We start from the raw sequence: 25,942 nt of genomic DNA on the forward strand, positions 1-25,942 counted from the left end.
ACTTACGCTAGCTTAAGCACTTTCTCTACCTTCAAGGTCCATATTCAGTTGATCGTATAACTGAACCAGATTAAACCCGGCTTGCAAGCCCAATTGATAATCATGTTCTAACGCTTCTGGTTCACTCAGGAGTGAAGAAGATTTCAAGCCCTCTTTGGGCGCAATTTGCAAAATAAACGTGTCGTCCGGTGGGTTTGATAAAAACGCCTGCGTTAGCTCAAAGGTCTGATAGTGAATCATCAGCATATCGGCCAAGCCAGAATCAAAATTCTCACCAATCAAATGGCTTAATCGATACAAATTATCAGCACCAAATAACCAACGACCACCGTTGAGAAGCATTTTCCCAGTTAACTTAGACTGGTGCGCAGTATTAATTTTTTGTTGGAAGAAAGACGTCCAGTCAGACTTCCATTGGCTGACTTTTTGTTGCCAAGATTGCTGCACCGAGTTTATGGATTCGCGATACCATTCTACTGGCACGTCTCCGATTTCACTTTGCGCCCTCGCCTCTATCTCAGAGAAGGGTTCTGTGCGAATCACAATAATGTTGCGCGCATTTTGTCGCCACGCTTCTTGAACCGGAATCGAGGCTGATACACCACCATCCACAAACTTTTGCCCATTTACATCGACAGGGCCATGGTACAACTTAGGAATCGCACAAGTGGCTAGCATGGTGTGGAACCAATCATCCCCAAGAATCGGCAAATACTGATCGGATAAATTTTCCACGTTCGTAACGGCTGCAAACGCTCCTCTTCCAGCCAAGGTCTTACGCCCTAAATCGAGATCAAGTTTGTAAGGAAAATCTTGGATTCTTTCTAGCGCCCACTCAAGACTCAAGTATTGTTGCTTACGAATGTAGCGGAAAAGATTAAAAAACTCAGGAGAAGTAGTAAGTTCGGTAATGAACGCTTTACCCATGCCATGTTGACGACATAAATACGAGCAAAGGTTTAGAGCACCTGCAGAAGTGCCGTAAAACTCATCGAAAGGATCGAAATTAGAAAGGAGTAGTGCGTCCAACACTCCAGCGGTAAAAATCCCTCGCTGCCCTCCTCCTTGTGTGACTAGAGCAGTTTTGCCATGTCTAAAGTGCTCATAAACTTCTATATCGAGCTCTGTATGGCTTTCAGTGATTATACCGCTGTTACGTATCATCGGCTCACGCCAGTTTTCTGATGCTTATTGTTAGGCCGTCGTAATCGCAATAATTCCGAACGACAAAAGCACTGCGAAAACACTGACGACAATGATTAGTGCGGATTTTAGATCGTGTTCCATAAACGCCTCCTTGACCTGTAACAAATTAATAACACCAGTGTGAAACATGTTCAAGATTTGGTTAATTTAGTCGCGCGATTTTGACTAAGCCATCACAATTAGCTTAGTCATAATAAGGAGATAGGACATGAAGAATAAACTCAGTTGGCTAGTTGGGGGCATGTTAATGAGCTGCGCATTGAGCGCACAAGCAAATGTTATCGTAACCCCATTTATTGGCTTTACTGGCGGCGGGCAAGTCGAAGATGAAAACAAAAACACCTATGACATAGACCCTGCCCTCAGTTACGCCTTATCAATAGAAACACCTTTTGAAATGGGAAAAATCGGCCTTTTCTATTCTGCACAACCGACAGAACTCAAAGAGTTGTCGAACTCCGCCGATATCCATTATTTACAATTCCAAAGCAGTATTTACTATCCCCTCGCTGAAGGTTGGCAAAGCTATGTAGGGTTGGGGGTTGGCGGGTCTTACACCGACGTCGACTGGGCTGATAAAAAATACGGTTTTTCTGCCAGTGCTTTTGCCGGGTTAGAGTACGCATTTTCAAAAAACTTTGCTCTAACGGCACAAGTACGCTGGTTAGGTACGGTCGTAGATAATGACACATCTGGTGCATGTACATTGCCATCTGATGGTTCAAGCTGCATCATCAAATTCGATACTGATTGGATGAACCAATTTCAGTCAAACGTAGGCTTTAGTTTTCGCTTTTAACTGAGGCAAATTAACCGGAACATTATCTATAGGGTGTGCAAAAGATAGTCGTACGCCCTAAATGATAAAAATAGTCCATAAGACCATTCAAATAGCAATATAGCAGTCATTTATTTCACTAAACCGCCTAACCAACCTTTCAGATCACCTATTTTCTCACTATTTAACAACATTAAAACCACACAAAACACTACTGTTAACATTTAGAATCTATTGCGCTCTGTATTATTAGAAGTTAGTCTGAATAACGAAAACAGATAAATATTTCAGTTTTATCAAACACACATCAACATAATAAGAGTTAATCTCTAACTTCTCTTACGTTAGGCAAAACATAACTCTGCAAATTAATAACAAGTTAGAATTTAGGATCATAAAACTGACGGATAACAGTTGTCCTTTCTTTTAACAATTTAGCAGGGATTGCTGATCAACTGAGAGAGCTTCATTCCTTAGGGAGTCGTATAGGAGTCAGATATGAAGCGAGAACAATGGGGATCCCGTGCAGGGTTCATCTTAGCAGCAGTCGGGTCAGCCATCGGGTTGGGTAACATTTGGCGTTTCCCATACATGGCTTACGAAAACGGTGGCGGCGCATTTTTTATTCCTTACCTTTTTGCCATGATCACTGCCGGTATCCCATTCATGATCCTTGAGTTCAGTATGGGACAAAAATACCGTGGTTCAGCACCGAAAACACTAGCAAAAATCCATTCGAAGTTTGAATGGCTTGGCTGGTTCCAAGTTGGCGTTGCTGCTGTTATTGCCGTTTACTATGTTGCGGTAATTGGTTGGTCTATCTCTTACTTTGGTATGTCGTTTACTCAAAGTTGGGGAACCGACACTAACGCGTTTTTCTTTAGCGAATACCTAAAGTTAGGTGATAACTCACCAACAAACTTAGGTGGTATTCAATGGAAAATTGCTATAGCGATGACCATTGCTTGGGCTGTCACTTACATTGCCATTGCAAGTGGCGTTAAGTCCGGCATCGAACGCGCATCAAAAATCATGATGCCAATCCTATTCTTGATGGTTCTATTTCTGATCGGTCGCATGGTATTCCTACCAGGTGCACTCGATGGTGTGAACTATATGTTCGAACCCGATTTCAGCAAGATTTGGGACGTAAAAGTATGGGCTGCCGCGTATGGTCAAATCTTCTTTACCCTAAGTATCGGCTTTGCAATCATGTTGGCCTACTCAAGCTACTTGCCTGAGAAGTCTGACATCACAAACAACGCCTTTATGACCGTACTGATCAACTGTGGTTTCTCTATCCTTGCAGGTATCATGATCTTCTCTGTATTGGGTTACATGGCTCAAGAGCAAGGTAAACCACTAACAGAAGTTGTCTCTGCTGGCGTAGGCCTTGCCTTTGTGACGTTACCTGCGGCAATTAACCTATTGCCAGCGCCTTACATTCTTGGCCCGCTGTTCTTCTTTGCGCTTGTTGTGGCCGGTCTAAGTTCACACATCTCGATTATGGAAGCAGTGACGTCAGCCATTATTGATAAGTTAAAGTGGAGCCGTAAGAAAGCAGCAAATGTGGTAATCGGTACTGGCTTTGTTGTGTCAATGGCATTTGCGACCAACGGTGGCCTACTGCTACTAGACTTAGTCGACCACTTTGCAAACAATGTTGGTATTATGGTTGGTGGCTTGATTGAAATCGTATTGATGGCTTGGTTGCTAAATCGTGTACCAGAAGTACGCGGCTACGTGAATGAGCGTTCTGATTTCTCTATCGGTCAATGGTTTGAGATTTGTTTACGCTTTGTAACACCAATCATGTTAGCAATCATCTTGGCAACTAAGCTTTATGCTCTATTTACAGAAGGCTATGGTGGCTACGATCTAACTCTAGGTTGGGCAATCATTGCCGCACTCTTTATCTTTGGCTTACTTATCAACGCAGCAAACCGCAAGGAGGCAGTAAAATGACCGTTAGCGCAATCATTATGATGGTTCTTGGTTTGGGCATCACTTGGGGTGGTGCAGCTATCTGCATTAAACGTGCGATGAACAAACAGTAAGATTGAAATTCCGTCTTAATCAGAAACAAAATGCCGGCATCTATGCCGGCATTTTTTATTTGAGAGCTAGAAGCTGTATTTCACACCAACTGCCCCACCCAACTGTAAGTCAGGGCCTTTATAGAGATCGAGCTCAGGATGGATCTGCGCATAAACGTCCCACCCTTTCGATAGGTCCCAGTTCACGCCAAGTGGAACACGAATACCAAATTCGTCATCCCACTCATACCAGCCACCAACCCCGACATACCAAGTGATTGGCATATTCTGGTCAAACGCACCACGCTTCGCAATATAGTCGAACGCCATGCCATCGTTGCCAATGATACCTCGATATTTGTTGTCAACTTCCACAACCACGCTCAATTGCTGGTCTACTGCCATACCGACAGACAGATTAGCAGGCTCGTTAGCCGCCATTGCCGAGCTAGAAATAAGACCCACTGCTAAGATAATTTTATTCTTCATACACGTTATCAATTCTTAAAAAACATCGTGCATAATTCAAACATGTTCAATATTTGTTATGTCATCAGTGAGTAAACGGTTTGTACGAAAAAGCCGACAAAAGTAAAGATGAGTTTGAGATCACAAGGTTCAATAAGGTGAGCCTAGGTCGTACTCATGAAACCAATAGGCAAAAAATATAGGCAAGAAAGTCAGGTAGGCAGGCTATAGATAATAAGTTATTCAGCGATATCCAAAACACAAAAAAGGAGGCCTTAGCCTCCTTTCAAAACAATGAATGTTGGGGATTAACCGTGGTTACGAATCCACTCATCCATTTCAGTTTTTAGGTTGTCAGACTTAGTACCGAAGATAGCCTGAACACCACCTGCAACAACTACAACACCAGCAGCGCCAAGTTGTTTTAGTTTGTCTTGGTCAACCGCAGCAGTATCTGCAACAGCCACACGTAGACGAGTGATACATGCGTCTAGACCAGTGATGTTTGCTTCGCCGCCGAATGCTGCAACAAGCTCACCTGCCATGTCTGAACTAGAAGTCGCCGCAGCTTCTTCAGTTTCATCTTCACGACCAGGAGTTTTTAGGTCAAGAGCTGTGATTACTGCACGGAACACTACGTAGTAGATTACTGCGTAAACTAGACCAACAGCGATCATCAGACCCATCTTCTGAGCGTTACCAGATAGAACTAGGAAGTCGATCAGACCGTGAGAGAAAGATGTACCGTGTACAAAGCCTAGAGTGTTAGCAACGATGTATGCAGAACCAGCTAGTAGAGCGTGGATACCGTATAGAACAGGAGCAACGAATAGGAATGAGAATTCGATTGGCTCAGTAATACCTGTTAGGAATGAAGTCAGAGCAGCTGACGCCATGATACCCATTACTTTCGCGCGGTTTTCAGGTTTAGCACAGTGAGCAATCGCGATTGCTGCAGCTGGTAGACCGAACATCTTGAACATGTAACCACCCGCTAGCTGACCGAAGCCATTACCAGCAGCACGAGATGCTTCATCAGCAACTAGGTAACAAGTTAGAACGCCGTGTTGAGTTTCGCCTGCTGCGTTAACACAAGTACCAGCTTCGAAGAAGAAAGGTACGTTCCAAACGTGGTGTAGACCGAATGGGATTAGTGAACGCTCAACAACACCGTAGATACCGAATGCTAGTTGTGGGTTTTGGTGCGCAGCCCAGTCAGAGAATGCAGAGATTGCACCGCCGATTGGTGGCCAAATTACAGAAAGAATTACACCAAGGATGATCGCTGCAAAACCAGTGATGATTGGCACTGCACGCTTACCAGCAAAGAAGCCAAGGTATTCTGGAAGTTGAATTTTGAAGAAACGGTTGAATGCCCAAGCAGCAACACCACCGACAAGGATACCACCTAGTACACCTGTATCGATTTTTTCAACGCCCATTACGCCAGCCATAACACCTAGTGTTGCAGTCATGATGCCGTAACCAACAATTGCAGCTAGACCAGCTACACCATCGTTGTTTGTGAAGCCTAGTGCAACACCTACAGCGAATAGAAGTGCCATTTGGCCGAATACTGAACCACCAGCTTGTTCCATAAGGTTAGAAACGATCTCTGGAATAAAGCTTAGGTGGGCAGCACCAACACCTAGTAAAATACCTGCAACTGGTAAAACTGATACTGGAAGCATCAGCGCCTTACCAACTTTTTGCAGGTTAGCAAAAAGGTTCTTAAACATGTTTATGCTCCTGATAAATTTATAAGTATTATTTGGGCACTAACGGCACACCCCCGTAGCCTAAAGGTTAGCACCCAATGAAAATGTAACCACAACTGCATTATATTTTCCGGCTCTAAATATATATTGATGACCCTCAAACTTTCCACACAGTTACGAAATTTAGTTTCAAAACAAGTCTTAGATCACACCCAAAAACGGTCAATGAAAAGGTTTGCATTTAACCTATATTACTGTTTTATAAAGGTTTTATTATTTATATTATTAATTTTAAGGCGTAAATAAAATACAGAACAATGTTATTTTTAGTAACAAAATTACATTTGTGGAATTTGAATGTTATTGAATCAACATTTTTCGTAAACATTAAAATGAAGAGTACATCTGATGTATTTGTAAACAAAAAAAGGAGCTTTCGCTCCTTTTTAATACCGGATGTCATTTTTTATCGCAAAAAAAGATTTCGGAAGTTTTCGGTGGTTTTATGCGCAACTTCAGACAGTGCACATGACTTAAGTTGCGCAATATACGCGGCAACCTCGACAACATAAGCCGGTTGGTTCTCTTTTCCTCGATGAGGAATTGGAGCCAAGTATGGTGAGTCGGTCTCAATCAACAGTCGCTCTAATGGCAACGCTTTCACCACTTCTTTCAACTCGGTTGCTTGACGAAAAGTTACGATGCCTGAAATCGAGATATAAAAACCCAAATCCATAGCAGCTTTGGCAAAGGGAAGATCTTCAGTAAAGCAATGAATGACACCACCACATTTCTCCGCACCACCATTACGTAGAATGTCCAATGTATCTTCACGCGCATTGCGGGTGTGAATAATAAGCGGCTTGTTCAGTTCAACCGCCAACTCAACCTGCTGTTCAAAACGCTCTTTTTGAAGCGCCGCTGTTTCTGGTTTGTAATGGTAGTCCAATCCGGTTTCGCCAATAGCAACGACTCTTTCGTGGCTAGCATGGCGACGCAAAGTCTCCATGGAAAACGCACTCTCAACATCCAATGGGTGAACACCACAAGAAGCGTACACATTCTCGTAAGGTTCGATCATCTCCAACATATTAGGAAATGAGTCTAACGTAACACCTACAGATAGCAGCTCTTTTACGTTAGCTTGCTTTGCTTTGTTAATAACGTCTTCAATATTGATATGAAGATCATCGTAATTCAATTTGTCTAAATGACAGTGCGAATCTACGAACATAATGCCTCTCGTGATTCAATTAACCAGTTCATTGATAGTAGCTCAAGGTTCAAACCCGGAAAGGTTTGCATTTGCGCTTTGAGCTCCATGAGTTTCTTTGTTGATGCATACAACCCATCGTAATGATGGGGCTGAAATTTCGCGGCACCAGGCAGTATGCCTTCGTCTACAACACCAAACTTCGACTTCTGAGCATCCGTCAATAACAACCATGCCCAATCCAGCGCTTGGTCTGGATTTTTTGCCATTAACGATGCACATTTGGATACATCAGACGTCGGAGATAACAGTGTTTCAACCAAACAACGTTCGAAAGCCGAATACTCCTCTAGCTCACCATTTTTCAACGATTCAAGCGTTTTTAATGGAGAACCCATATTCAGTTTCAACGCGAAAGCCGGTACTTGAGACAAGCCTTGCTCCCCAATCCACTGCATAGCTTGATCGGTTGAAGGCGGCGTCACAACCCAATGCTGGCATCGGCTACGAATCGTCGGTAGCAATCTTTCTTGATTATGAGTGACCAGCAAAAACAAACATTTTTCGCCCGGTTCTTCCAGCGTTTTTAATAGCGCATTAGAAGCGGATTCATTCATCGCATCGGCTGGCTCAATCACAAACAAACGGTAACCATTCAGCTGAGAAGATTCATGAGCTAGACGATTGCAAGCGCGAATTTGGTCAACCGTAATCGCCTTGCCTTCTTTCTCTGGCCTAATCCAGTGCAAATCTGGATGGCTTTGAGATTTCGTCAGTTGACAGCTATGGCAGAAACCACAAGCTTCGCTGCTGTAGTTTTGACAAAGAAGTGCATGACTAAAAAACTCAACAAGCTTTTCTACTGCCAAGCCTTTATTACTTTGCAGCAATAAAGCTCCAGGAATTCGATCTGAATCCAACCCAGATTTGAGGTTCTCCCATGCTGGCTTTAGCCAAGGAAAATCATTAAACATGCGTAACCTATATTCGCTTTTTACTTACTGGCGAGACAACCATTCGTTCAAGGCGTCTTGAATATCACGAGACACTTCTTCAATCGATTGTTCTGCATTGATCACAACAATTGACGGATCAGCATTGGCGATTTCCAAGTAACGCTCACGAGTGCGCTCGAAGAAGCTGATATCCATCTTTTCAATACGGTCTAGCTCGCCACGACCACGAGCGCGCTCAAGACCGATACGAGGATCGATATCCATATAAAGTGTAAATGCGGGCTTAAAGTCACCCAACGTGGTGTCACGAAGGTTTTTCATGAGTGACGCATCAATTTGACGGCCACCACCTTGGTAAGCTTGTGATGACAAGTCATGGCGATCGCCAACAACCCATTGTCCGTTTGCAAGCGCTGGCTTAATCACATTCTCAACCAGTTGAACACGCGCGGCGTACAACAGAAGCAACTCTGTCATGTCTTTCAACTCTTCGCCTTCATGCTCTTCCTTGACTAAAGCGCGCATTTTCTCGGCAAGAGGTGTCCCACCAGGTTCACGCGTGTTAACGATGTTTTCGATTCCCGCTTGTTTGAGCGTGTCCAAAACCGTTTTAATCGCAGTGCTTTTCCCCGCGCCTTCAAGGCCCTCTACGACAATAAAGTTTGCTTTCATCATTTGTTCTTTCTTAGTTCTCTTAAATAGGCTCGAACAGCACGATTGTGCTCAGCAAGTGATTTCGAGAAAACGTGTCCGCCCGTCCCACTTGCTACAAAATATAAGTAATCACTGCTTTCTGGGTTTAGTGCAGCTTCGATAGAGGCTTCTCCGGCCATTGCAATAGGTGTCGGCGGCAAACCATTAATAACGTAGGTATTGTATGGTGTTGGGGTGCGTAGGTCTTTCTTACGGATGTTACCATCGTAAGCATCCCCCATTCCGTAGATAACGGTCGGATCCGTTTGAAGTCGCATACGTTTATTCAAACGGTTAACAAACACAGAAGCAACACGTTCACGTTCTGAATCAATCGCCGTTTCTTTTTCGATAATAGAGGCAAGGATCAGCGCTTCATACTTGTCTTTGAGAGGCAGCTTCTCCTGACGAGCGTCCCAGTTCACATCCAGTATTTTATTTAATTTGGAATGTGCACGCTTTAGCAACTGACTTTCGCTCGCACCAGCGGTGTAGTGGTACGTTTCAGCCAAAAACAAGCCTTCAAGCTTATCACGTTCAATACCAAGCTTCTGTGCCATCTCTTTTTCTGACAACCCTAAAAGGTCGTGTTGAACATACGGTGCGCTTTGAAGTTGCTCTAACCACTCAGAAAAACGACTACCTTCAACAAACGTGATGGCAAATTGATGTTCTTTGCCTGTATTGAGTAGCTCTAACGCCTCGTAAAGCGATACATTTGGCTCGAGTTGGTAAGTGCCGGCTCGCACTTGAAGAAGCTCTGGGTAAAGATGGGGCATTAAGCGAGTGTAATCAGACGCTTTTACGATGTTCTCTTTCACCAAATCGCGCATTACACGATGAAAGCTTGTGCCGTTTTCGACAGTGAACAGTTGAGGTTGCTCAATTAAAATTGGCGAGTTAACGTATTGCTTTGTTTGTGAAACAACGTAAAAAAACCCTGCTGCGCTTATCACAGCGATCAGCACAACAAAAGCCAACAGTTTTTTAATCACGTATTTAAATTCCCTTGCAGTCGTTGAGTCAGTTTTCCTATCGGAAAGACAGTTTTGTGGTTATTGGCGGCTGTAATGCTCGTGACAGGTGCAACACCTAGTAGTGAGTTGCACATCCATACTTCATCCGCAGAAAGCAGTTCCACCAGAGAAAAGTCCCCTACTTCAACTTCGGTATTATTGGCCTCAAAAAATTCAAGCACCTTGCGACGCATCACGCCTGCGACACCAGACAAATTTAAGCTAGGCGTATAAACCTTGTTATCTTTAACCCAAAAAAGGTTTGCCATTGTAGTTTCAATGACATGATTTTGCACATTTAACGTCACTGCATCGGCAAAGTTAGAGTGATCAATTTCAGCTTTCGCAAGCACTTGTTCTAAGCGATTGTTGTGTTTATGCCCTGCCAGCAAAGGCTGAATTCCGAGACGGGTTTCGCATACCCCCAGATTCACCCCATTTTGTTGCCAGTCGACATAATGGACAGGAAATGCAAAGTTCGAGATGGTCACCATTGGGCCCTCAATGCCCTTAGTGCCGTACCCTCTTCCACCGATTCCGCGGCTAATGTGAATTTTGATTCCAGCGTGTTCATCTTTCAGGGTAGCCAAGTGAGCCCACTCGGAAACTATACTCCAGTCAGGTAAAGGAATATGAAGTGTTTTGAGACATGCTTCCAAACGTTCAACATGCGCTTGCCAATACTCTAGCTCGCCGTTTTTAGTCTGGATAGTAGTAAAGCAACCGTCTCCATATTGAAAAGAGCGGTCACCTAATGAAACCTGTGTTTGTGGAACTCCATTTACCCAAAACATTAGAACACCCTTAGGTTACAGACGACAAATAAAAGAAAACGGCTCAATGCTAAGCATCGAGCCGTTAGAATACAAGTTTCGCGGTCTTAAAACCTTATTAGAGATTTTTACTCAGCGAACTTTTTGAAGATCAAAGAACCGTTTGTACCACCAAAGCCAAACGAGTTACAGATTGCGTATTCCATACCTTCAACTTTGCGCGCTGTGTGTGGCACAAGGTCAATGTCTAGACCTTCTTCTGGATCATCAAGGTTAATCGTTGGTGGAACGATTTGGTCAACCAAAGACATAATCGTGATGATAGCTTCAACTGAGCCAGCAGCACCCAATAGGTGACCAGTCATTGACTTAGTTGAAGAAACAAGAACTTGTTTTGCGCCTTCTTCACCAAGAGCACGTTTCACACCCTTGATTTCAGCAACGTCGCCAGCAGGAGTAGATGTACCGTGAGCATTCACGTAACCTACTTGAGTACCCGTGATGTTCGCATCACGCATTGCTGCTTCCATTGCTAACGCACCACCTGAACCATCTTCACTTGGTGAAGTCATGTGGTAAGCATCGCCAGACATACCAAAGCCAACTAGCTCAGCGTAAATCTTAGCGCCACGTGCTTTCGCATGTTCGTATTCTTCAAGAACCATCACGCCAGCACCATCACCTAGAACGAAGCCGTCACGGCCTTTATCCCATGGGCGAGATGCCTTTTGAGGTTCGTCATTGCGAGTAGAAAGTGCTTTAGCAGCACCGAAGCCTGCCATACCAAGAGGCGTAGAAGCTTTCTCTGCACCACCAGCAACCATCGCGTCTGCATCACCGTATGCAATCATACGAGCAGCGTGGCCAATGTTATGTAGACCTGTAGTACATGCAGTAGAGATCGCGATGTTTGGACCACGAAGACCACGCATGATAGACAGGTTACCCGCAACCATGTTTACGATGGTCGAAGGAACAAAAAATGGGCTAACTTTGCGAGGACCTTTCTCAACCAGTGCTGAGTGACCAGTTTCAATGAGGTCTAGGCCACCAATACCTGAGCCGATTGCAACACCAACTCGAGGCGCGTTTTCTTCGGTAATTTGTAAGCCAGAGTCATCTAGCGCTTGGATACCCGCTGCAATGCCGTACTGGATGAATAGATCCATTTTACGAGCATCTTTTTTAGACATGTACTCTGTGCAATCGAAATCTTTAACAAGACCTGCAAAACGAGTTGAGAAGTTCGTAGTATCGAAGTGCTCGATATTTACGATACCGCTTTTACCTTCAAGCAGGGCTTTCCAAGATGATTCTACTGTGTTGCCTACCGGTGACAACATACCCATGCCAGTGACAACTACACGACGCTTGGACACGATATAATTCTCCGGGAATTGAATATTTCTATGAGAGGATAGAAGAAGTTAGAAAGAACACAGGCGGTCTAGGAGACCGCCTGGGAGAGATAATTACTGAGCGCTGTTTACGTAGTCGATTGCAGCTTGAACAGTAGTGATCTTCTCAGCTTCTTCATCAGGAATCTCAGTGTCGAATTCCTCTTCTAGAGCCATAACTAGTTCTACAGTGTCTAGAGAATCAGCACCTAGATCATCAACGAAAGAAGCTTCGTTTTTAACTTCTGCTTCGTCTACACCTAGCTGTTCAACAATGATTTTCTTTACGCGTTCTTCGATGTTGCTCATTTTTCTTTTCCTTTACAGATTTCGCCTAATGCGATGATTCCGTAGTTTATTCGAACTATTGAAAGTTGCAAGGGGGTCCTTGCTGGTCAAACCACAAAATTAGCGAATTTAACCGAATTTCAATACATTTTTGACTTAAATCATGCACAAATCTTGCGCATAAGCATGACAAGTTCATGACAGTTAATTGCAACTATAGGCTATTTTTCACAATGTAAAATAGCTAAATTTGCACGAACTGTGCATTAAACCATGTACATGCCACCATTTACATGCAAAGTTTCACCAGTAATGTAAGCGGCTTCAGGTGAAGCTAGGAAAACTACTGCTGATGCAATTTCACGAGGATCACCCAAGCGACCAGCTGGCACGTTCGCCAACGTTGCTGCACGTTGGTCGTCATTTAGCGCCTTAGTCATGTCAGTTTCGATGAAACCAGGTGCAACTGTGTTAACAGTTACGCCACGAGAAGCCACTTCACGAGCCATTGATTTGGTAAAACCAATCACGCCCGCTTTTGCTGCTGCGTAGTTAGTTTGACCCGCATTACCCATAGTGCCTACAACAGAACCTACGTTGATGATACGACCCGCGCGTTTTTTCATCATTCCACGCAGAACCGCTTTAGACATACGGTAAATAGGCGTTAGGTTTGTGTTGATGATGTCGTTCCACTCATCGTCTTTCATGCGCATTAGTAGGTTATCGCGAGTGATACCTGCGTTATTCACTAGAATATCGATCGCACCAAACTCATCGTTAATGGTTTTTAGTGTTGCTTCAATAGACTCAACGTCAGTGACGTTAAGCGCTAAACCTTTACCATTTTCGCCTAGGTATTCGCTGATCGCAGCCGCGCCGCTTTCAGACGTTGCGGTACCAATAACGGTGGCACCGCGTTCAACAAGAAGCTCAGCAATCGCACGACCAATGCCACGGCTTGCGCCAGTCACTAGAGCGATTTTACCTTCTAGATTCATCATGTTGTGTTTTCCTTTTCTTATCGTGAAAGAATTATTTAGCGGCTTCTAACGACGCCACATCGTTAACTGCTGCTGCACTTAGTGTTTTCACGATACGTTTTGTTAGACCTGTCAGAACTTTGCCCGGGCCAAGTTCAAGAAGGTTTTCTACACCTTGTTCACTCATTAGCTGTACGCTTTCAGTCCAACGAACTGGGCTGTATAGCTGACGAACAAGCGCGTCTTTGATTTTTGCAGGATCAGTTTCAGCTGCCACATCAACGTTATTGATAACTGGAAGTTGTGGTGTGTTGAATTCGATAGACTCTAGCGCTACTGCTAGTTTATCAGCTGCTGGTTTCATTAACGCGCAGTGTGAAGGCACTGACACAGGAAGAGGAAGAGCACGTTTCGCGCCAGCTTCTTTACACAGTGCGCCAGCGCGCTCTACTGCATCTTTACTACCTGCGATAACAACTTGACCAGGAGAATTGAAGTTTACTGGAGAAACGACATCGCCTTGCGCTGCTTCTTCACACGCCTTTGCAATCGCATCATCATCTAGACCGATGATTGCATACATTGCGCCAGTACCCGCAGGAACCGCTTCTTGCATTAGCTTGCCACGTAGTTCAACCAATTTGATTGCTTCTTTAAAGTCAATCACGCCAGCGCACACAAGCGCTGAGTATTCACCGAGACTGTGACCCGCTAGGTTTGCTGGTTGTTCTAGACCAAGCTCTTGCCATACGCGCCAAATAGCGACAGAAGAAGCAAGCAATGCAGGCTGAGTACGGAAAGTTTGGTTTAGATCTTCAGCAGGGCCATTTTGAACAAGCGCCCATAGATCGTAACCTAGTGCGTCAGATGCTTCTGCAAATGTTTGTTTTACTACGTCATATTGTTCGCCTAGATCAGCAAGCATACCTACAGCTTGAGAACCTTGACCTGGAAATACGATAGCAAACTTGCTCATGTTGTTTTCCTTTAAGCAATGTAAAAAGAAATAAGATGCACGTGAGTGCACCTTAAATTTTGAATTCTCGCGAAACTTAGAATTTCACCAGAGCAGAGCCCCATGTGAAACCGCCACCGAATGCTTCAAGTAGCAACGTTTGTCCACGCTTAATACGGCCATCACGAACCGCTTCATCAAGCGCTGTCGGAACTGTTGCTGCCGACGTGTTACCGTGTCTGTCTAATGTGACAACAACTTGGTCTAGTGACATTGACAGTTTTTTCGCCGTCGCTGAAATAATACGGTAGTTCGCTTGGTGCGGCACTAGCCAGTCTAGCTCAGACTTGTGCATATCGTTTGCTTCAAGCGTATCTTTAACGAGTTTAGACAGTTGAGTTACCGCAACTTTGAATACTTCGTTACCAGCCATATGAAGCCATTTATCAACATCTTTACCACGCTCTGGTACAGGTAGACTTAATAAATCACCAAATTGGCCATCCGCGTAGATATGCGTAGAGATAATGCCAGGCTCTTGGCTTGCACCAACAACAACTGCACCCGCACCGTCACCAAACAAAATGATCGTTGAACGGTCAGTTGGATCACACGTTTTAGACAGTGCATCTGCACCAATCACCAATACGTTTTTACACATACCTGATTTGATATGTTGATCCGCAACAGACAATGCGTAAACAAAACCAGAACAAGCAGCGGCTAAGTCGAAAGCCGGACAACCTTTAATGCCAAGCTTTGCCTGCACCTGACACGCAGATGAAGGGAAAGTATGGCTACTGCTCGTGGTAGCAACGATAATTAGGTCGATATCATTTTTATCAATGCCGGCCATATCGATAGCGTTTTCAGCTGCGTAGAATGCCATGTCCGCAACAGTTTCGTCTTCTGCTGCAATTCGACGCTCTTTAATACCAGTACGAGCTACGATCCACTCATCACTTGTATCTACCATTTTCTCTAGGTCTGCGTTAGTACGCACTTGAGATGGCAGGTAGCTGCCAGTACCTAAAATTTTGCTATACATGAAGACTAATAATGCCTCTCGAGTAAAACCGCTTCCAAACGATCGCTAATACGGCTTGGTACTTGTCGTTTGACCTCGTGTACTGCCTCGCCAAGTGCATTGACAATCGCAGATACATCCGCACTTCCATGGCTTTTTATGACAATGCCGCGCAATCCTAGCAAACTTGCGCCGTTATACTGGTCGGGGTTCAGTGTTTTTAGTTCATTAAATAGCCGAGAAAACAACTTTCTAGCAATCCAACCCTTTATCGTCGATGCCATCATGCTGGTTTTTAGTTTTTCGATAAAAAGTTGTGCTGTTCCCTCGCTGGCTTTTAAACATACGTTGCCAACAAATCCATCACAAACGATGACATCGGCTACGTCATGCAAAATTTGATTACCTTCAATATAACCAACAAAATTGATAGCGTCGGTTTGAGAAAGCATTTCTGCACAGCGTTTAACTAAATCGTTCCCTTTAATTTCTTCTGCACCAATATTAAGTACAGCAACGCGAGGAGGACGACATAGGTGTTCTTCTGCTAATGCACTGCCCATCACGGCAAACTGAAACAGACTGTCTGCGTCACAAGACACATTCGCACCAAGATCTAACATCCAAGTACGTTTGCCACTGATGGTGGGTAAAGCTGAAACTAAAGCAGGCCGCTCTATACCGGGAAGCAACTTGAGGATAAATCGCGACAGCGCCATTAATGCGCCGGTGTTGCCGCCACTTACACAAGCATCCGCTTCTTGGTCAGAAACCAGATCAATTGCCATACGCATAGAACTGTTTTGACTATTGCGTAATGCTAAAGACGGTTTTTCTGAGTTCGAGATAACTTTCTCGCTATGAAGAATAGTCAAGCGGGAACTGGTAGAGGTACCGAGTTGAGATAATTGAGATGTGATCAGGCTTTGATCACCTATAAGAATCACTTTTAGCTCTGGGAAATGAGACAGTGCCTGCACGGCGGCAGGCACTGTTACGCGTGGACCGAAATCCCCGCCCATTGCATCAAGTGCAACGGTAATACTTTGCAAAGGTTCAACCTTACTTGTTGATAACCTTTTGACCACGGTAGTAACCTTCAGCAGTTACGTTGTGGCGTAGGTGAGTTTCACCAGAAGTCGCGTCTACAGATAGTGCAGCTGTAGTTAGCGCATCGTGTGAACGACGCATACCGCGCTTAGAACGAGTTTTACGGTTTTTCTGTACGGCCATTGACCCTACTCCTATACTATTGGGTTAAAAACCTAAAGAAGAAGCGGCTACCACACCAGTTACTTTTTCAGATTTTTCAAAACGTCGAATGGATTCGGTTTCTTTTCCTCAATTTCTTCAGGAAGCTCACCAAAAACCATGTTATTTGAATCAACGCTACAATCCGCTTCATCGTGCATCGCAATTTGAGGTAATGCTAAGATGAACTCGTCTTCAACCAGTTGTATAAGGTCTAATTCACCGTACTCATTTAGATCTACCAAATCATAAATTTCTGGTGCTTCCTCTTCCGTCTTCTCACCGTAGTAAGGAGTGTAAAGGAATTCAACTTCACACGCGTGTGTGAATACCTCATTACAACGCTGACACTCTAATTCGACTTCGATGTTAGCTTTACCAGAGATAACAACAAGTCGCTGTTCATCTATCTCAAATGACAATGAGACTTCTGCGTCGCGTTTTACGCCTTCAGTTGCTTCCGCTAAGCGCTTGAAAAGACTAGCTTGGATGATGCCATCGTAATCTAATCGTTTCTGTGCGGACTTTGCTGGATCAACCGTTCGCGGTATTTTTACCTTTTGCATAGGGCGCGAATATTATCTTCCAAATCAAAATTAGTCAAAGAAAAAGGCAAAAAAGTTGTACTTTTTTACGCTTAACATACAGAGCATTAGCCATAATCAATTTTGATCGATTATCCTATTGGAAATGCTTGCGTGAATTGTAATTCAAAATGAAAAATTACCAACTGGTTTTAGCCTCAACCTCCCCTTTTCGTCAACAACTGCTTGAAAAGCTTTCAGTCCCGTTCATTTGTTTATCTCCTGACTGCGATGAAACGCCGTATGAGAGTGAAGCTCCTCTGGATCTAGTGCAGCGCTTAGCCGTAAACAAAGCAACCTCTTGCTCTATTAAAAAACCAAGTTTGGTCATCGGCAGCGATCAAGTTTGCGTAATTGATGGAAAAATCGTTGGCAAACCTCTAAATCGTGAAAATGCTATCAATCAATTACTTGCTCAAAGTGGTAAAGCCATCACTTTCTATACCGGACTGGCGGTTTATAACTCGGTGACGAATCTGACTGAAGTTGGCTACGACACTTTTGAAGTGCATTTTAGAAACTTAAACCGTGAACAAATTGAACGTTACGTCGACAGAGAAGAACCGTTTTACTGTGCTGGCAGCTTCAAAAGCGAAGGGATGGGAATTTGTTTGTTCGAAAAGTTAGTCGGCAAAGATCCAAACACTCTCGTTGGCCTGCCTCTGATTGATTTGATTGATATGCTGCAAAAGCAAGGCTTCGAGATCTTGTAAGTTTAATCAACGCCTCTACTCATCATTTGAAACCTAATATATATAAGTCAAATGTAAAAAGGGAGCTAGAGCTCCCTTTGTTTATATTAAATGCGTTCAGTTTGCCTTTCTTAATCCAACAAGCACTTTCTCTAGTTTGGATTCCATCGGAGCATTAACTTCCATCCATTCATCATTAGACGGATGTTGAAACTTAATGTTCGCGGCATGCAAAAACAAACGGTCCAATCCAAGTTGACCAGTGTAGGCATCAAAACGTCTATCTCCGTAACGGTCATCCCATGCGATAGGATGTCCGGAGTACTGAGTATGCACACGAATTTGGTGAGTACGCCCCGTAATTGGGCTGGCTTGAATCAACGTCGCTTGCTCAAATTTCTCAAGAATTTTGAAACGCGTTTCCGATGGCTTACCGTTTGGGTTCACTCGTACAATACTGTTCACTTCATTTTTAAGTAGGGGGGCGTTCACAACTTTACAGCTGCTTTTCCATTGCCCCATCACTAAGGCGAAGTAAAACTTCTTCACCGTTTTTTCACGAAACTGCGCTTGCAAATGGCGAAGCGCCGAGCGCTTTTTAGCAACCAGTAAAATACCCGAGGTATCTCTGTCAATACGGTGAACCAATTCGAGGAAGCGTGCCTGTGGACGCAATGCCCTTAATGCTTCAATTGCACCAAACTTCAAGCCACTACCACCATGCACTGCTGTACCAGACGGTTTGTTCAGAATCAGCATATGATCATCTTCATAAATGATCATATGTTCTAGTTCAGCAACCTTATTAAGTTTCGTGCTTGGTGCGACATCCTCTTCCTTTTTCTCAACCGTTACAGGTGGAATTCGGACTAGGTCGCCAGCTTTTAGTTTATATTCGGCTTTGATGCGCTTTTTGTTCACGCGCACTTCACCCTTACGCACGATTCGATAAATCATGCTCTTTGGAATGTCTTTTAATTGGTTACGCAAGAAGTTATCAATGCGTTGACCCGCCATGTCTTCGTCGATATCAACGAACTGGACTTGTGTTCTTATCTCGCTCATGCGCGCTATTGTAAACGTAAATCCGCGTGACTTCACATTATTCTTGCTGCAAAAGAAACACTTGTTGCGAGAATCTGCTCCGAAATACGCCAACCTTTTGTTTAGATTATTAAAACCCTTTCCCTTGTTCGGGTTTTGTTTTCTGTCTTTGGAAGTTTACGTGATTCAATCGCTTATTTAACAGCCAGTTATAAATTGGAAAGTTTGAGTTTAGCGGCAAATTTTCCATCGTTTGCGCTAAAGCAGATTGCTGATATCCACGCGCACTGCTATAGTTCACAGCTGCTAAGGAAGGTTTGGTTATATTTTATTCACTACCAATCATTTGTCCTCAAGCAATGTGAGTAGAAGGTTGAAGCTCAGGTGCTGCATTGGCGTAAGACACATTGAATTCAACACTCTTGCCACCCTACTCCTCGCATATTCACGTTGAGTACCTACCGCCCAAATAGCGGGTTACAAGTCTACGTTTCTAACAGAAACCAAAATAGATTTGTGATGACTGAAGTGCCCCAGAGCATCCCCTTCCAGCCGGGAGGCTGCAAAATATTAGCCATGGGATCAGGCACCGTGAAACAGCGAAAAAAACGTGGCAAGTCGACAAGAAAGATATAAAAGAAAAGACAACGAGAATTTTCAATGAAAAGAATGTTAATTAACGCAACTCAAAAAGAAGAGTTGCGTGTCGCTCTGGTTGATGGCCAGCGACTTTTCGATCTTGATATCGAGAGTCCAGGACATGAATCTAAAAAAGCGAATATCTACAAAGGACGTATCACACGTATTGAACCAAGCTTAGAAGCCGCATTTGTTGATTACGGTGCTGAGCGTCACGGTTTCCTCCCTCTAAAAGAAATTGCCCGCGAATACTTCCCTGAAGGTTATACCTACCAAGGCCGTCCAAGCATTAAAGAAGTGCTGACTGAGGGCCAAGAAGTAATCGTACAAGTAGAAAAAGAAGAACGTGGTAGCAAGGGCGCAGCTCTAACCACGTTTATTTCTCTTGCGGGTAGCTACCTTGTTCTTATGCCAAACAACCCTCGTGCAGGCGGTATTTCTCGCCGTATCGAAGGTGATGAGCGTACTCAACTAAAAGCAGCATTAAGCACTCTAGAACTGCCTCAAGGCATGGGTCTGATTGTTCGTACTGCTGGCGTTGGTAAGAGCGCAGAAGAACTTGAGTGGGACTTGAACGTACTGCTGAACCATTGGAGCGCGATTAAAGGCGCGGCAGACTCTAACCCTGCCCCATTCTTAATCCACCAAGAAAGTAACGTTATCGTTCGTGCAATTCGTGACTATTTACGTCGTGATATTGGTGAAATCCTTATCGACAGCAACACCATTTATGAACGTGCGAAAGAGCACATTCAATTGGTTCGCCCAGATTTCATCAACCGCGTTAAGAAGTACGAAGGCGAAGTGCCGCTGTTTAGCCACTACCAAATCGAGAGCCAAATTGAATCGGCTTTCCAACGTGAAGTGCGCCTACCATCTGGTGGTTCTATCGTAATCGACCCAACGGAAGCTCTGACTTCTATCGATATCAACTCTGCTCGTGCAACTAAGGGTGGTGATATCGAGGAAACAGCACTTAATACCAACCTAGAAGCAGCAGACGAGATCGCTCGTCAATTGCGTCTACGCGACCTAGGTGGTCTAGTGGTTATCGACTTTATCGATATGACACCAGTACGCCACCAACGTGAAGTAGAAAACCGCCTACGTGAAGCAGTTCGATTAGACCGTGCTCGCGTACAAATCGGTCGTATCTCACGCTTTGGTCTTCTAGAGATGTCTCGTCAACGATTGAGCCCTTCTCTTGCAGAAGCAAGCCACCACATTTGTCCTCGCTGTAGCGGCACAGGTGTTGTTCGTGACAACGAATCTCTAGCACTTTCTGTTCTTCGTTTGATTGAAGAAGAAGCACTAAAAGACAACACAGCTCAAGTATTGGCTGTAGTACCAGTGCCAATCGCATCTTACCTATTGAACGAAAAACGTCGCTCGGTTAACCATATCGAACGAATTCAAGAAGTGAAAATTACGGTTGTTCCTAACTCAGACATGGAAACACCGCACTTTGAAGTAATTCGCGTACGCGAAGGTGAAGAGTTTGATTTAATTTCTTACCTACTTCCTAAGAAGTTGGAAGCAATGAAAGAAGCAGAAGGTAAAGAACCTTCTGAAACAGACATCAAACCTAAGCGAATCGAAGAGCCAGTTCTTAAGGGCTTTGCAGCGCCAGCTCAAACCGCTCCAGCTCCTGTTTCTAAACCTGCGCCGGTAGCGAAGAAGAAAGAAGTAGAGCAAGAAGCAAAACCTGGCCTATTCAGCCGTTTGTTTAAAGCACTAGGTAGCTTCCTATTTGGTGGTTCTGAAGAAGTAAAAGAAGAACCAAAACAAGAAGAGAAGAAATCAAACCGCGACAACAAGCGCAACAAACGCGATCGCAACGACCGTCGTCGTAGCAACCAACGCGATAACCGCGAAGGTCGTGAAAACCGTGATAACCGTCGTCGCCGTAAGCCTCGTGAAGAGCAAGCTAATGAGCAAAACGAAGCTCAACAGCCTGCAAACAAACAGCAACCAAACCGTAGCCAGAAGCGTAAGCCAAAACCTCAACAAGCTGAAAAAGCTCAAGAGCCGAAAGCAAACGCAAAAGTAGCGGAAAAAGGCTTGCAACTTGCGGCTGAAGCTCGCTCAGAAGTGAAGCCTGAAGAGAATAAAGCGAAAGCAAACGCGAAAACAGAGAAAGTCAAAGAGCGCCGTCAACGTCGCAAACTGAACAAATCTGTTCGTGTTAAAGATCAACTTGCCGATGAGCAAGTAGAAGAAACAGCAGTGAAAGCAATTGAACCTGTTGAGTCTCAAGTAGATCAAGCCGTTGATACAGCAGCAGACGCACAGCAAGACAACAAGCAAGGTGAATCGAAACAACGTCGTAACCGTCGTTCTCCTCGTCACCTACGAGCAAGTGGTCAACGTCGTCGTCGTGGTCGTGATCGTCGTCCTAACCCATTCCGTCTGCGCAAAGGCGGTGTAGCATCTCCTGAGATGGCAATGGGTAAAGTGATGCCACGTTACATTCCAAAACCAGCGCCTAAGAAGGAAGAGCGAGTTCAGGAAGAAGCGGTTGTGGCAATTGCAACTGTACCTGCTATGCAAGGTGGTTTTGCTTGCCCTGAAATGGCAATGGGTAAAGTCATCATCCGTCGTGAGCAACCAGCGGTAGCTGAAGCACCTGTTGTTGAACCTAAAGTTCAAGAAACAGTAGAAGCTAAAGCTGAATCACCGATTGTTGAAGCTGTAGCGCCTGAAAAGGCAGAGCCAGTAGCGGTTGATCAAGCTCCTGTAGAGCCGATCGTTGAAGTGGCTGAAGCACCTGTTGCGGAAGCAACAACAGAAACAGTTGTTGAAGAAGCTCCGGTTCAAGAGCCAGTCGTTGCAGAAACTGTGGAAGAAGCAGCAACAGAAGTTGCCGTTGAAACTCCAGTAGCAGCGCCAGAGATGAAAGCTGAAGTTATCAACGTTGTTGCTAAGCCACGAGCTAGCGCACCAATGACAAAAGCACCTGGCCCTCAAGAACTACGTGAAATCGAAGTAGCCGCAGCGCCGTTTAAAGCTGAACGCTACCAAGCTAAAGGTGCTGGTAGCCAAGTGGCAACAAACCGCGCCTCTGCAGCAATGACAAAGCCAAACTTCAACTAAGTTTGAATATCATTGCGATAGCTTGAAAGCTAGAATCAAAAGGCCACCGAAAGGTGGCCTTTTTTGTTTGTTCTCGGTCTAGCGTAATTGGTCATATTAATATCAACGACGGATCACATTTGTGGTTCATTATCCGTATCATTCTTGAACTTAATCACACTTTTCGGTAGCATTCGCCAACTCAAGTTTTCGACACCATTCTACTGCTGCTCTTTTATTACTACGGTTTACACTAAGTACCTTGAATGTATTTTCATCACTTAGTGGTTAATGCAAATACGAATATGTGTCGGGATAAACTCATCTCAACGAGAACTTAAAGACAAACATGTTCGAATTCCCGCAATTTTCTAAGCACTCTATTAAAAATGACGTGCTATCAGGTTTGACGGTTGCCCTGGCACTTGTCCCTGAAGCCGTAGCATTTGCATTCGTTGCTGGTGTAGACCCAATGGTTGGTCTGTACGCAGCATTCATCGTTGGCCTTATCACCTCAATCTTTGGTGGTCGCCCAGGCATGATCTCTGGTGCTACAGGCGCAATGGCTGTAGTAATGGTCTCTCTTGTTGCGAGCCACGGTGTTCAGTACTTATTTGCTGCCATTATGTTGGCCGGTATTCTGCAAATTGCTGCCGGTTTATTTAAATTGGGCAAATTCATTCGAATCGTTCCACACCCTGTAATGATAGGTTTTGTTAACGGCCTAGCGATTGTTATCTTCCTCGCGCAATTAGGACAATTCAAGGCTCCAGACATGAATGGCGTGCTGACTTGGCTTCCACAAGATCAAATGATGTTAATGCTAGGTTTGGTTGCGCTGACCATGGCGATCATCTACTTCTTGCCGAAAATTACAACAGCAGTACCATCTTCACTTGTTGCTATCGTAACCGTTACTGCACTAGTTGTTGGGTTAGATCTAGAGACACGTACAGTTGTCGACTTCCTACGTTCTATGTCAGGTAATGAAGCCGCTACACTAGCAGGCTCTTTGCCAACCTTCTCTATTCCATCAGTACCATTTACGCTAGAGACTCTGCAAATCATCTTGCCTTATGCAGTGATCCTTGCGGCCATCGGCCTAATTGAATCTTTGCTAACGCTGACCGTTTTAGACGAAATGACGAATACTCGTGGCCAATCTAACCGCGAATGTATCGGTCAGGGCATGGCAAACATGACATGTTCTGTATTCGGCGCGATGGGTGGTTGTGCAATGATTGGTCAGTCAATGATCAACGTAAACTCTGGTGGCCGTGGCCGTCTGTCTGGCATCGTAGCGGCTGTAGCTCTGCTGATGTTCATTTTGTTTGCGTCATCGTTGATTGAAATGATTCCACTAGCAGCCCTAGTTGGTGTGATGTTCATGGTTGTGATTGGCACATTCGAATGGGCAACATTTAAGTTGGCTCGCCGTGTACCAAAGCAAGATTTCTTCGTTATCGTACTAGTAACAGTCGTTACAGTACTGACTGACCTTGCTGTTGCGGTCGCGGTTGGTGTAATCGCTTCGGCGCTGATGTTTGCATGGCAACATGCGAAGCACATTTACGCAGATACTTGCTTGAACGCAGAAGGCTCAAAAGAGTACAAAATTCACGGTCCAATTTTCTTTGGTTCAGCAGCAAACTTCCTCGAGCTGTTTAATGCGCCAGAAGATCCTAAAGATGTGATTGTCGATTTCGCAGACTCTCGCGTCACAGACCACTCGGCAATTGAGGCAATTGAAACGCTAGCAGAGCGCTACGCTTCCATCGGCAAAACGCTTCACCTTCGTCACCTAAGTCCGGATTGTCGCAAACTACTCGACAAAGCTGGCAGTCTAGTCGAAATCAACGTGAAAGAAGACCCTAGCTACAAAGTCGCAACCGACATTTTAGCTGGCTAATCTATGCGTAAAGGGATGAGCAATGCTCATCCCTTTTATTATTTATCTGATATCGTGATAATTACAGCTTCTGCAAAACCGCTACCGACGCCTCTTCGATTAAGTCCAATACCAACTCAAATCCATCATCTCCACCATAGTAAGGATCTGGGATCTCGTCATAACTCGAATTAGAGTGGCTTAAAAATAGCGAGACTTTATGACGATGTTCTGCAGGACAAATATCGAGTAAGTCAGCCAAGTTTGCTTTATCCGCAGCCAGTACCAAATCGAAGTCTTCGAAATCTTGCACTGACACTTGGCGTGCTCGCATTCCTTTAAACGAATAGCCACGTTGTTTCCCTGCCGCCATGGCTCTTGAGTCTGGCGTGTTTCCGGTGTGATAGCCAATTGTCCCAGCCGAATCAATGTCGACATCGACACCTAACTCTTCCGCTTTAGCTCTCAGAACGGCCTCACCGGTTGGTGAACGGCAAATATTTCCCATACAAACAACGAGTATTCTCTTCATTTTATTCCCTGAATTATCGATGGTTTTTCTTCACGATATGTTGGTCTATCATAGCGAGATAATTCAATGAACCCAAGCTACCGCGGGCAAAGCACGAAACGGACTTAAGGAAGTATTATGTCTATCGAAGAAAATAAAGAAGCACGCCATAAGGCACGCCAACAAAAAGTAAAAGAACAGGTAGACGCAAAAATTGCGGCCGCTCAAGAAGAGAAAGGTCTACTGCTGATCATTACTGGTAATGGTAAAGGTAAATCGACATCTGGCTTTGGCACGATTGCTCGCGCCGTCGGTCACGGCCTTACGTGTTCCGTGGCTCAATTTATCAAAGGCACTTGGGACAACGGCGAGCGCAACTTGCTAGAAAAATTGGGAGTAGAATTCCAAGTTATGGCGACTGGTTTTACTTGGGAGACGCAGAACAAAACCGCCGATACCGAAGCAGCGCAACTGGTCTGGAAAGAATGTAAGCGTATGCTGCAAGACGACTCTATTGATGTCATCTTATTCGATGAGCTAACTTACATGGTGAGTTACGGTTACATCGATTTGGACGAAGTGGTCGAAGCGTTAAACAATCGCCCAAAAATGCAGTCGGTTGTGATTACTGGTCGTGGTGCACATCGCACTCTAATTGAAATGGCCGATACCGTTTCTGAAGTGAAGAATGTAAAGCACGCATTTGAATCTGGCGTAAAAGCGCTGAAAGGCGTCGACTGGTAAAGCTTGCAGC

The 25,942-nt window shown here is 44.5% G+C and carries 26 protein-coding genes; 7 read left to right on the forward strand and 19 right to left on the reverse strand.

Going from position 1 to position 25,942, the window contains the following annotated elements; translation table 11 throughout:
• Positions 1-12: 12 nt before the first annotated feature.
• On the reverse strand, positions 13-1,164 hold the full coding sequence (locus tag ACF8CV_RS23195) for a patatin family protein (protein WP_005453952.1): 1,152 nt from the start codon (positions 1,162-1,164) through the stop codon (positions 13-15).
• A gap of 30 nt (positions 1,165-1,194) precedes the next feature.
• A complete protein-coding gene (locus ACF8CV_RS23200) occupies positions 1,195-1,287 on the reverse strand; it encodes a YnhF family membrane protein (RefSeq protein WP_005494575.1) in 93 nt (30 codons plus the stop codon).
• Positions 1,288-1,414: 127 nt separating this feature from the next.
• Here ACF8CV_RS23200 and ACF8CV_RS23205 point away from each other — a divergent pair, with 127 nt between their 5' ends.
• From ACF8CV_RS23205 to ACF8CV_RS23215, 3 genes are all read left to right on the forward strand, one after another.
• The gene (locus tag ACF8CV_RS23205; RefSeq protein ID WP_005494573.1) at positions 1,415-2,005 is read left to right on the forward strand and encodes an outer membrane beta-barrel protein; all 591 of its coding nucleotides are present in this window, start codon (positions 1,415-1,417) and stop codon (positions 2,003-2,005) included.
• A 477-nt stretch (positions 2,006-2,482) separates the two neighbouring features.
• Positions 2,483-3,949 carry a sodium-dependent transporter gene (locus ACF8CV_RS23210; protein WP_005453956.1) on the forward strand — a complete coding sequence of 489 codons (1,467 nt, stop codon included), beginning with the start codon at positions 2,483-2,485 and terminating at the stop codon, positions 3,947-3,949.
• Positions 3,946-4,041, forward strand: a complete 96-nt coding sequence (locus tag ACF8CV_RS23215) for a MetS family NSS transporter small subunit (RefSeq protein ID WP_005494570.1) — start codon at positions 3,946-3,948, stop codon at positions 4,039-4,041. The genes ACF8CV_RS23210 and ACF8CV_RS23215 overlap by 4 nt, the downstream gene beginning before the upstream one ends.
• A gap of 66 nt (positions 4,042-4,107) precedes the next feature.
• Here the strand turns inward: ACF8CV_RS23215 and ACF8CV_RS23220 are convergent, their stop codons facing one another.
• The 15 genes from ACF8CV_RS23220 to yceD all read right to left on the reverse strand — a co-directional run bounded on the left by ACF8CV_RS23220 (position 4,108) and on the right by yceD (position 17,324).
• Positions 4,108-4,509: a hypothetical protein gene (locus tag ACF8CV_RS23220; protein ID WP_005453959.1), complete on the reverse strand. Its 402-nt coding sequence runs from the start codon at positions 4,507-4,509 to the stop codon at positions 4,108-4,110.
• 287 nt (positions 4,510-4,796) lie between these two features.
• Complete coding sequence (ptsG, locus tag ACF8CV_RS23225) at positions 4,797-6,227, reverse strand: PTS glucose transporter subunit IIBC (protein ID WP_392417646.1); 1,431 nt, start codon at positions 6,225-6,227, stop codon at positions 4,797-4,799.
• 445 nt (positions 6,228-6,672) lie between these two features.
• The gene (locus tag ACF8CV_RS23230; RefSeq protein WP_031415743.1) at positions 6,673-7,440 is read right to left on the reverse strand and encodes a TatD family hydrolase; all 768 of its coding nucleotides are present in this window, start codon (positions 7,438-7,440) and stop codon (positions 6,673-6,675) included.
• Positions 7,431-8,393 carry a DNA polymerase III subunit delta' gene (locus tag ACF8CV_RS23235; protein WP_138937585.1) on the reverse strand — a complete coding sequence of 321 codons (963 nt, stop codon included), beginning with the start codon at positions 8,391-8,393 and terminating at the stop codon, positions 7,431-7,433. Before ACF8CV_RS23235 ends, ACF8CV_RS23230 begins: the two co-directional genes overlap by 10 nt.
• A 24-nt stretch (positions 8,394-8,417) precedes the next feature.
• The gene (gene tmk, locus ACF8CV_RS23240) at positions 8,418-9,050 is read right to left on the reverse strand and encodes a dTMP kinase (RefSeq protein ID WP_005490472.1); all 633 of its coding nucleotides are present in this window, start codon (positions 9,048-9,050) and stop codon (positions 8,418-8,420) included.
• Positions 9,047-10,063 carry an endolytic transglycosylase MltG gene (mltG, locus tag ACF8CV_RS23245; protein WP_138937586.1) on the reverse strand — a complete coding sequence of 339 codons (1,017 nt, stop codon included), beginning with the start codon at positions 10,061-10,063 and terminating at the stop codon, positions 9,047-9,049. Before mltG ends, tmk begins: the two co-directional genes overlap by 4 nt.
• Positions 10,060-10,878 carry an aminodeoxychorismate lyase gene (gene pabC, locus ACF8CV_RS23250; protein WP_138937587.1) on the reverse strand — a complete coding sequence of 273 codons (819 nt, stop codon included), beginning with the start codon at positions 10,876-10,878 and terminating at the stop codon, positions 10,060-10,062. The genes mltG and pabC overlap by 4 nt, the downstream gene beginning before the upstream one ends.
• A gap of 107 nt (positions 10,879-10,985) precedes the next feature.
• Positions 10,986-12,236, reverse strand: a complete 1,251-nt coding sequence (gene fabF / locus ACF8CV_RS23255) for a beta-ketoacyl-ACP synthase II (RefSeq protein ID WP_005482767.1) — start codon at positions 12,234-12,236, stop codon at positions 10,986-10,988.
• A gap of 93 nt (positions 12,237-12,329) precedes the next feature.
• Positions 12,330-12,563 carry an acyl carrier protein gene (acpP, locus tag ACF8CV_RS23260; protein ID WP_004406112.1) on the reverse strand — a complete coding sequence of 78 codons (234 nt, stop codon included), beginning with the start codon at positions 12,561-12,563 and terminating at the stop codon, positions 12,330-12,332.
• A 245-nt stretch (positions 12,564-12,808) separates the two neighbouring features.
• On the reverse strand, positions 12,809-13,543 hold the full coding sequence (gene fabG, locus ACF8CV_RS23265) for a 3-oxoacyl-ACP reductase FabG (protein WP_021449845.1): 735 nt from the start codon (positions 13,541-13,543) through the stop codon (positions 12,809-12,811).
• A gap of 34 nt (positions 13,544-13,577) precedes the next feature.
• Complete coding sequence (gene fabD, locus ACF8CV_RS23270; RefSeq protein ID WP_015297035.1) at positions 13,578-14,501, reverse strand: ACP S-malonyltransferase; 924 nt, start codon at positions 14,499-14,501, stop codon at positions 13,578-13,580.
• A gap of 76 nt (positions 14,502-14,577) precedes the next feature.
• The gene (locus ACF8CV_RS23275) at positions 14,578-15,528 is read right to left on the reverse strand and encodes a beta-ketoacyl-ACP synthase III (RefSeq protein ID WP_005490641.1); all 951 of its coding nucleotides are present in this window, start codon (positions 15,526-15,528) and stop codon (positions 14,578-14,580) included.
• A 5-nt stretch (positions 15,529-15,533) separates the two neighbouring features.
• On the reverse strand, positions 15,534-16,559 hold the full coding sequence (plsX, locus tag ACF8CV_RS23280; protein ID WP_005490633.1) for a phosphate acyltransferase PlsX: 1,026 nt from the start codon (positions 16,557-16,559) through the stop codon (positions 15,534-15,536).
• 10 nt (positions 16,560-16,569) lie between these two features.
• The gene (gene rpmF, locus ACF8CV_RS23285) at positions 16,570-16,740 is read right to left on the reverse strand and encodes a 50S ribosomal protein L32 (protein ID WP_005396978.1); all 171 of its coding nucleotides are present in this window, start codon (positions 16,738-16,740) and stop codon (positions 16,570-16,572) included.
• Positions 16,741-16,799: 59 nt separating this feature from the next.
• The gene (gene yceD, locus ACF8CV_RS23290) at positions 16,800-17,324 is read right to left on the reverse strand and encodes a 23S rRNA accumulation protein YceD (RefSeq protein WP_005461584.1); all 525 of its coding nucleotides are present in this window, start codon (positions 17,322-17,324) and stop codon (positions 16,800-16,802) included.
• Between the two features lie 149 nt (positions 17,325-17,473).
• On the opposite strand from yceD, the gene ACF8CV_RS23295 reads away from it, so the two are divergent.
• A complete protein-coding gene (locus ACF8CV_RS23295) occupies positions 17,474-18,055 on the forward strand; it encodes a nucleoside triphosphate pyrophosphatase (protein WP_005461585.1) in 582 nt (193 codons plus the stop codon).
• A gap of 96 nt (positions 18,056-18,151) precedes the next feature.
• Here the strand turns inward: ACF8CV_RS23295 and rluC are convergent, their stop codons facing one another.
• Positions 18,152-19,099: a 23S rRNA pseudouridine(955/2504/2580) synthase RluC gene (rluC, locus tag ACF8CV_RS23300; RefSeq protein ID WP_025505949.1), complete on the reverse strand. Its 948-nt coding sequence runs from the start codon at positions 19,097-19,099 to the stop codon at positions 18,152-18,154.
• A gap of 639 nt (positions 19,100-19,738) precedes the next feature.
• On the opposite strand from rluC, the gene rne reads away from it, so the two are divergent.
• Positions 19,739-22,810, forward strand: coding sequence for a ribonuclease E (gene rne / locus ACF8CV_RS23305; protein ID WP_020838712.1), 3,072 nt, complete (start codon positions 19,739-19,741; stop codon positions 22,808-22,810).
• 328 nt (positions 22,811-23,138) lie between these two features.
• On the forward strand, positions 23,139-24,698 hold the full coding sequence (locus tag ACF8CV_RS23310; RefSeq protein WP_017448358.1) for a SulP family inorganic anion transporter: 1,560 nt from the start codon (positions 23,139-23,141) through the stop codon (positions 24,696-24,698).
• Between the two features lie 61 nt (positions 24,699-24,759).
• On the opposite strand, the gene ACF8CV_RS23315 is transcribed toward ACF8CV_RS23310, so the two are convergent.
• The gene (locus tag ACF8CV_RS23315) at positions 24,760-25,209 is read right to left on the reverse strand and encodes a low molecular weight protein-tyrosine-phosphatase (RefSeq protein ID WP_005462468.1); all 450 of its coding nucleotides are present in this window, start codon (positions 25,207-25,209) and stop codon (positions 24,760-24,762) included.
• Between the two features lie 117 nt (positions 25,210-25,326).
• On the opposite strand from ACF8CV_RS23315, the gene cobO reads away from it, so the two are divergent.
• Positions 25,327-25,932 carry a cob(I)yrinic acid a,c-diamide adenosyltransferase gene (cobO, locus tag ACF8CV_RS23320; RefSeq protein ID WP_017448356.1) on the forward strand — a complete coding sequence of 202 codons (606 nt, stop codon included), beginning with the start codon at positions 25,327-25,329 and terminating at the stop codon, positions 25,930-25,932.
• Positions 25,933-25,942 lie beyond the last annotated feature (10 nt).

Source organism: Vibrio sp. zbq_1, assembly GCF_043102935.1.
GTDB lineage: Bacteria > Pseudomonadota > Gammaproteobacteria > Enterobacterales > Vibrionaceae > Vibrio > Vibrio parahaemolyticus.

Bases quoted from the DNA above. Each gene is read 5' to 3' on its own strand.
- pabC (WP_138937587.1), bottom strand. From the start codon at position 10,878: ATGTTTTGGGTAAATGGAGTTCCACAAACACAGGTTTCATTAGGTGAC.
- tmk (WP_005490472.1), bottom strand. From the start codon at position 9,050: ATGATGAAAGCAAACTTTATTGTCGTAGAGGGCCTTGAAGGCGCGGGG.
- ACF8CV_RS23195 (WP_005453952.1), bottom strand. From the start codon at position 1,164: ATGATACGTAACAGCGGTATAATCACTGAAAGCCATACAGAGCTCGAT.
- fabD (WP_015297035.1), bottom strand. From the start codon at position 14,501: ATGAGCAAGTTTGCTATCGTATTTCCAGGTCAAGGTTCTCAAGCTGTA.
- ACF8CV_RS23215 (WP_005494570.1), top strand. From the start codon at position 3,946: ATGACCGTTAGCGCAATCATTATGATGGTTCTTGGTTTGGGCATCACT.
- ACF8CV_RS23275 (WP_005490641.1), bottom strand. From the start codon at position 15,528: ATGTATAGCAAAATTTTAGGTACTGGCAGCTACCTGCCATCTCAAGTG.
- ACF8CV_RS23200 (WP_005494575.1), bottom strand. From the start codon at position 1,287: ATGGAACACGATCTAAAATCCGCACTAATCATTGTCGTCAGTGTTTTC.
- yceD (WP_005461584.1), bottom strand. From the start codon at position 17,324: ATGCAAAAGGTAAAAATACCGCGAACGGTTGATCCAGCAAAGTCCGCA.
- rne (WP_020838712.1), top strand. From the start codon at position 19,739: ATGAAAAGAATGTTAATTAACGCAACTCAAAAAGAAGAGTTGCGTGTC.
- ACF8CV_RS23220 (WP_005453959.1), bottom strand. From the start codon at position 4,509: ATGAAGAATAAAATTATCTTAGCAGTGGGTCTTATTTCTAGCTCGGCA.
- rluC (WP_025505949.1), bottom strand. From the start codon at position 19,099: ATGAGCGAGATAAGAACACAAGTCCAGTTCGTTGATATCGACGAAGAC.
- ACF8CV_RS23295 (WP_005461585.1), top strand. From the start codon at position 17,474: ATGAAAAATTACCAACTGGTTTTAGCCTCAACCTCCCCTTTTCGTCAA.
- ACF8CV_RS23210 (WP_005453956.1), top strand. From the start codon at position 2,483: ATGAAGCGAGAACAATGGGGATCCCGTGCAGGGTTCATCTTAGCAGCA.
- rpmF (WP_005396978.1), bottom strand. From the start codon at position 16,740: ATGGCCGTACAGAAAAACCGTAAAACTCGTTCTAAGCGCGGTATGCGT.
- ACF8CV_RS23235 (WP_138937585.1), bottom strand. From the start codon at position 8,393: ATGTTTAATGATTTTCCTTGGCTAAAGCCAGCATGGGAGAACCTCAAA.
- ACF8CV_RS23315 (WP_005462468.1), bottom strand. From the start codon at position 25,209: ATGAAGAGAATACTCGTTGTTTGTATGGGAAATATTTGCCGTTCACCA.
- acpP (WP_004406112.1), bottom strand. From the start codon at position 12,563: ATGAGCAACATCGAAGAACGCGTAAAGAAAATCATTGTTGAACAGCTA.
- cobO (WP_017448356.1), top strand. From the start codon at position 25,327: ATGTCTATCGAAGAAAATAAAGAAGCACGCCATAAGGCACGCCAACAA.
- ACF8CV_RS23230 (WP_031415743.1), bottom strand. From the start codon at position 7,440: ATGTTCGTAGATTCGCACTGTCATTTAGACAAATTGAATTACGATGAT.
- fabG (WP_021449845.1), bottom strand. From the start codon at position 13,543: ATGAATCTAGAAGGTAAAATCGCTCTAGTGACTGGCGCAAGCCGTGGC.
- ptsG (WP_392417646.1), bottom strand. From the start codon at position 6,227: ATGTTTAAGAACCTTTTTGCTAACCTGCAAAAAGTTGGTAAGGCGCTG.
- ACF8CV_RS23310 (WP_017448358.1), top strand. From the start codon at position 23,139: ATGTTCGAATTCCCGCAATTTTCTAAGCACTCTATTAAAAATGACGTG.
- ACF8CV_RS23205 (WP_005494573.1), top strand. From the start codon at position 1,415: ATGAAGAATAAACTCAGTTGGCTAGTTGGGGGCATGTTAATGAGCTGC.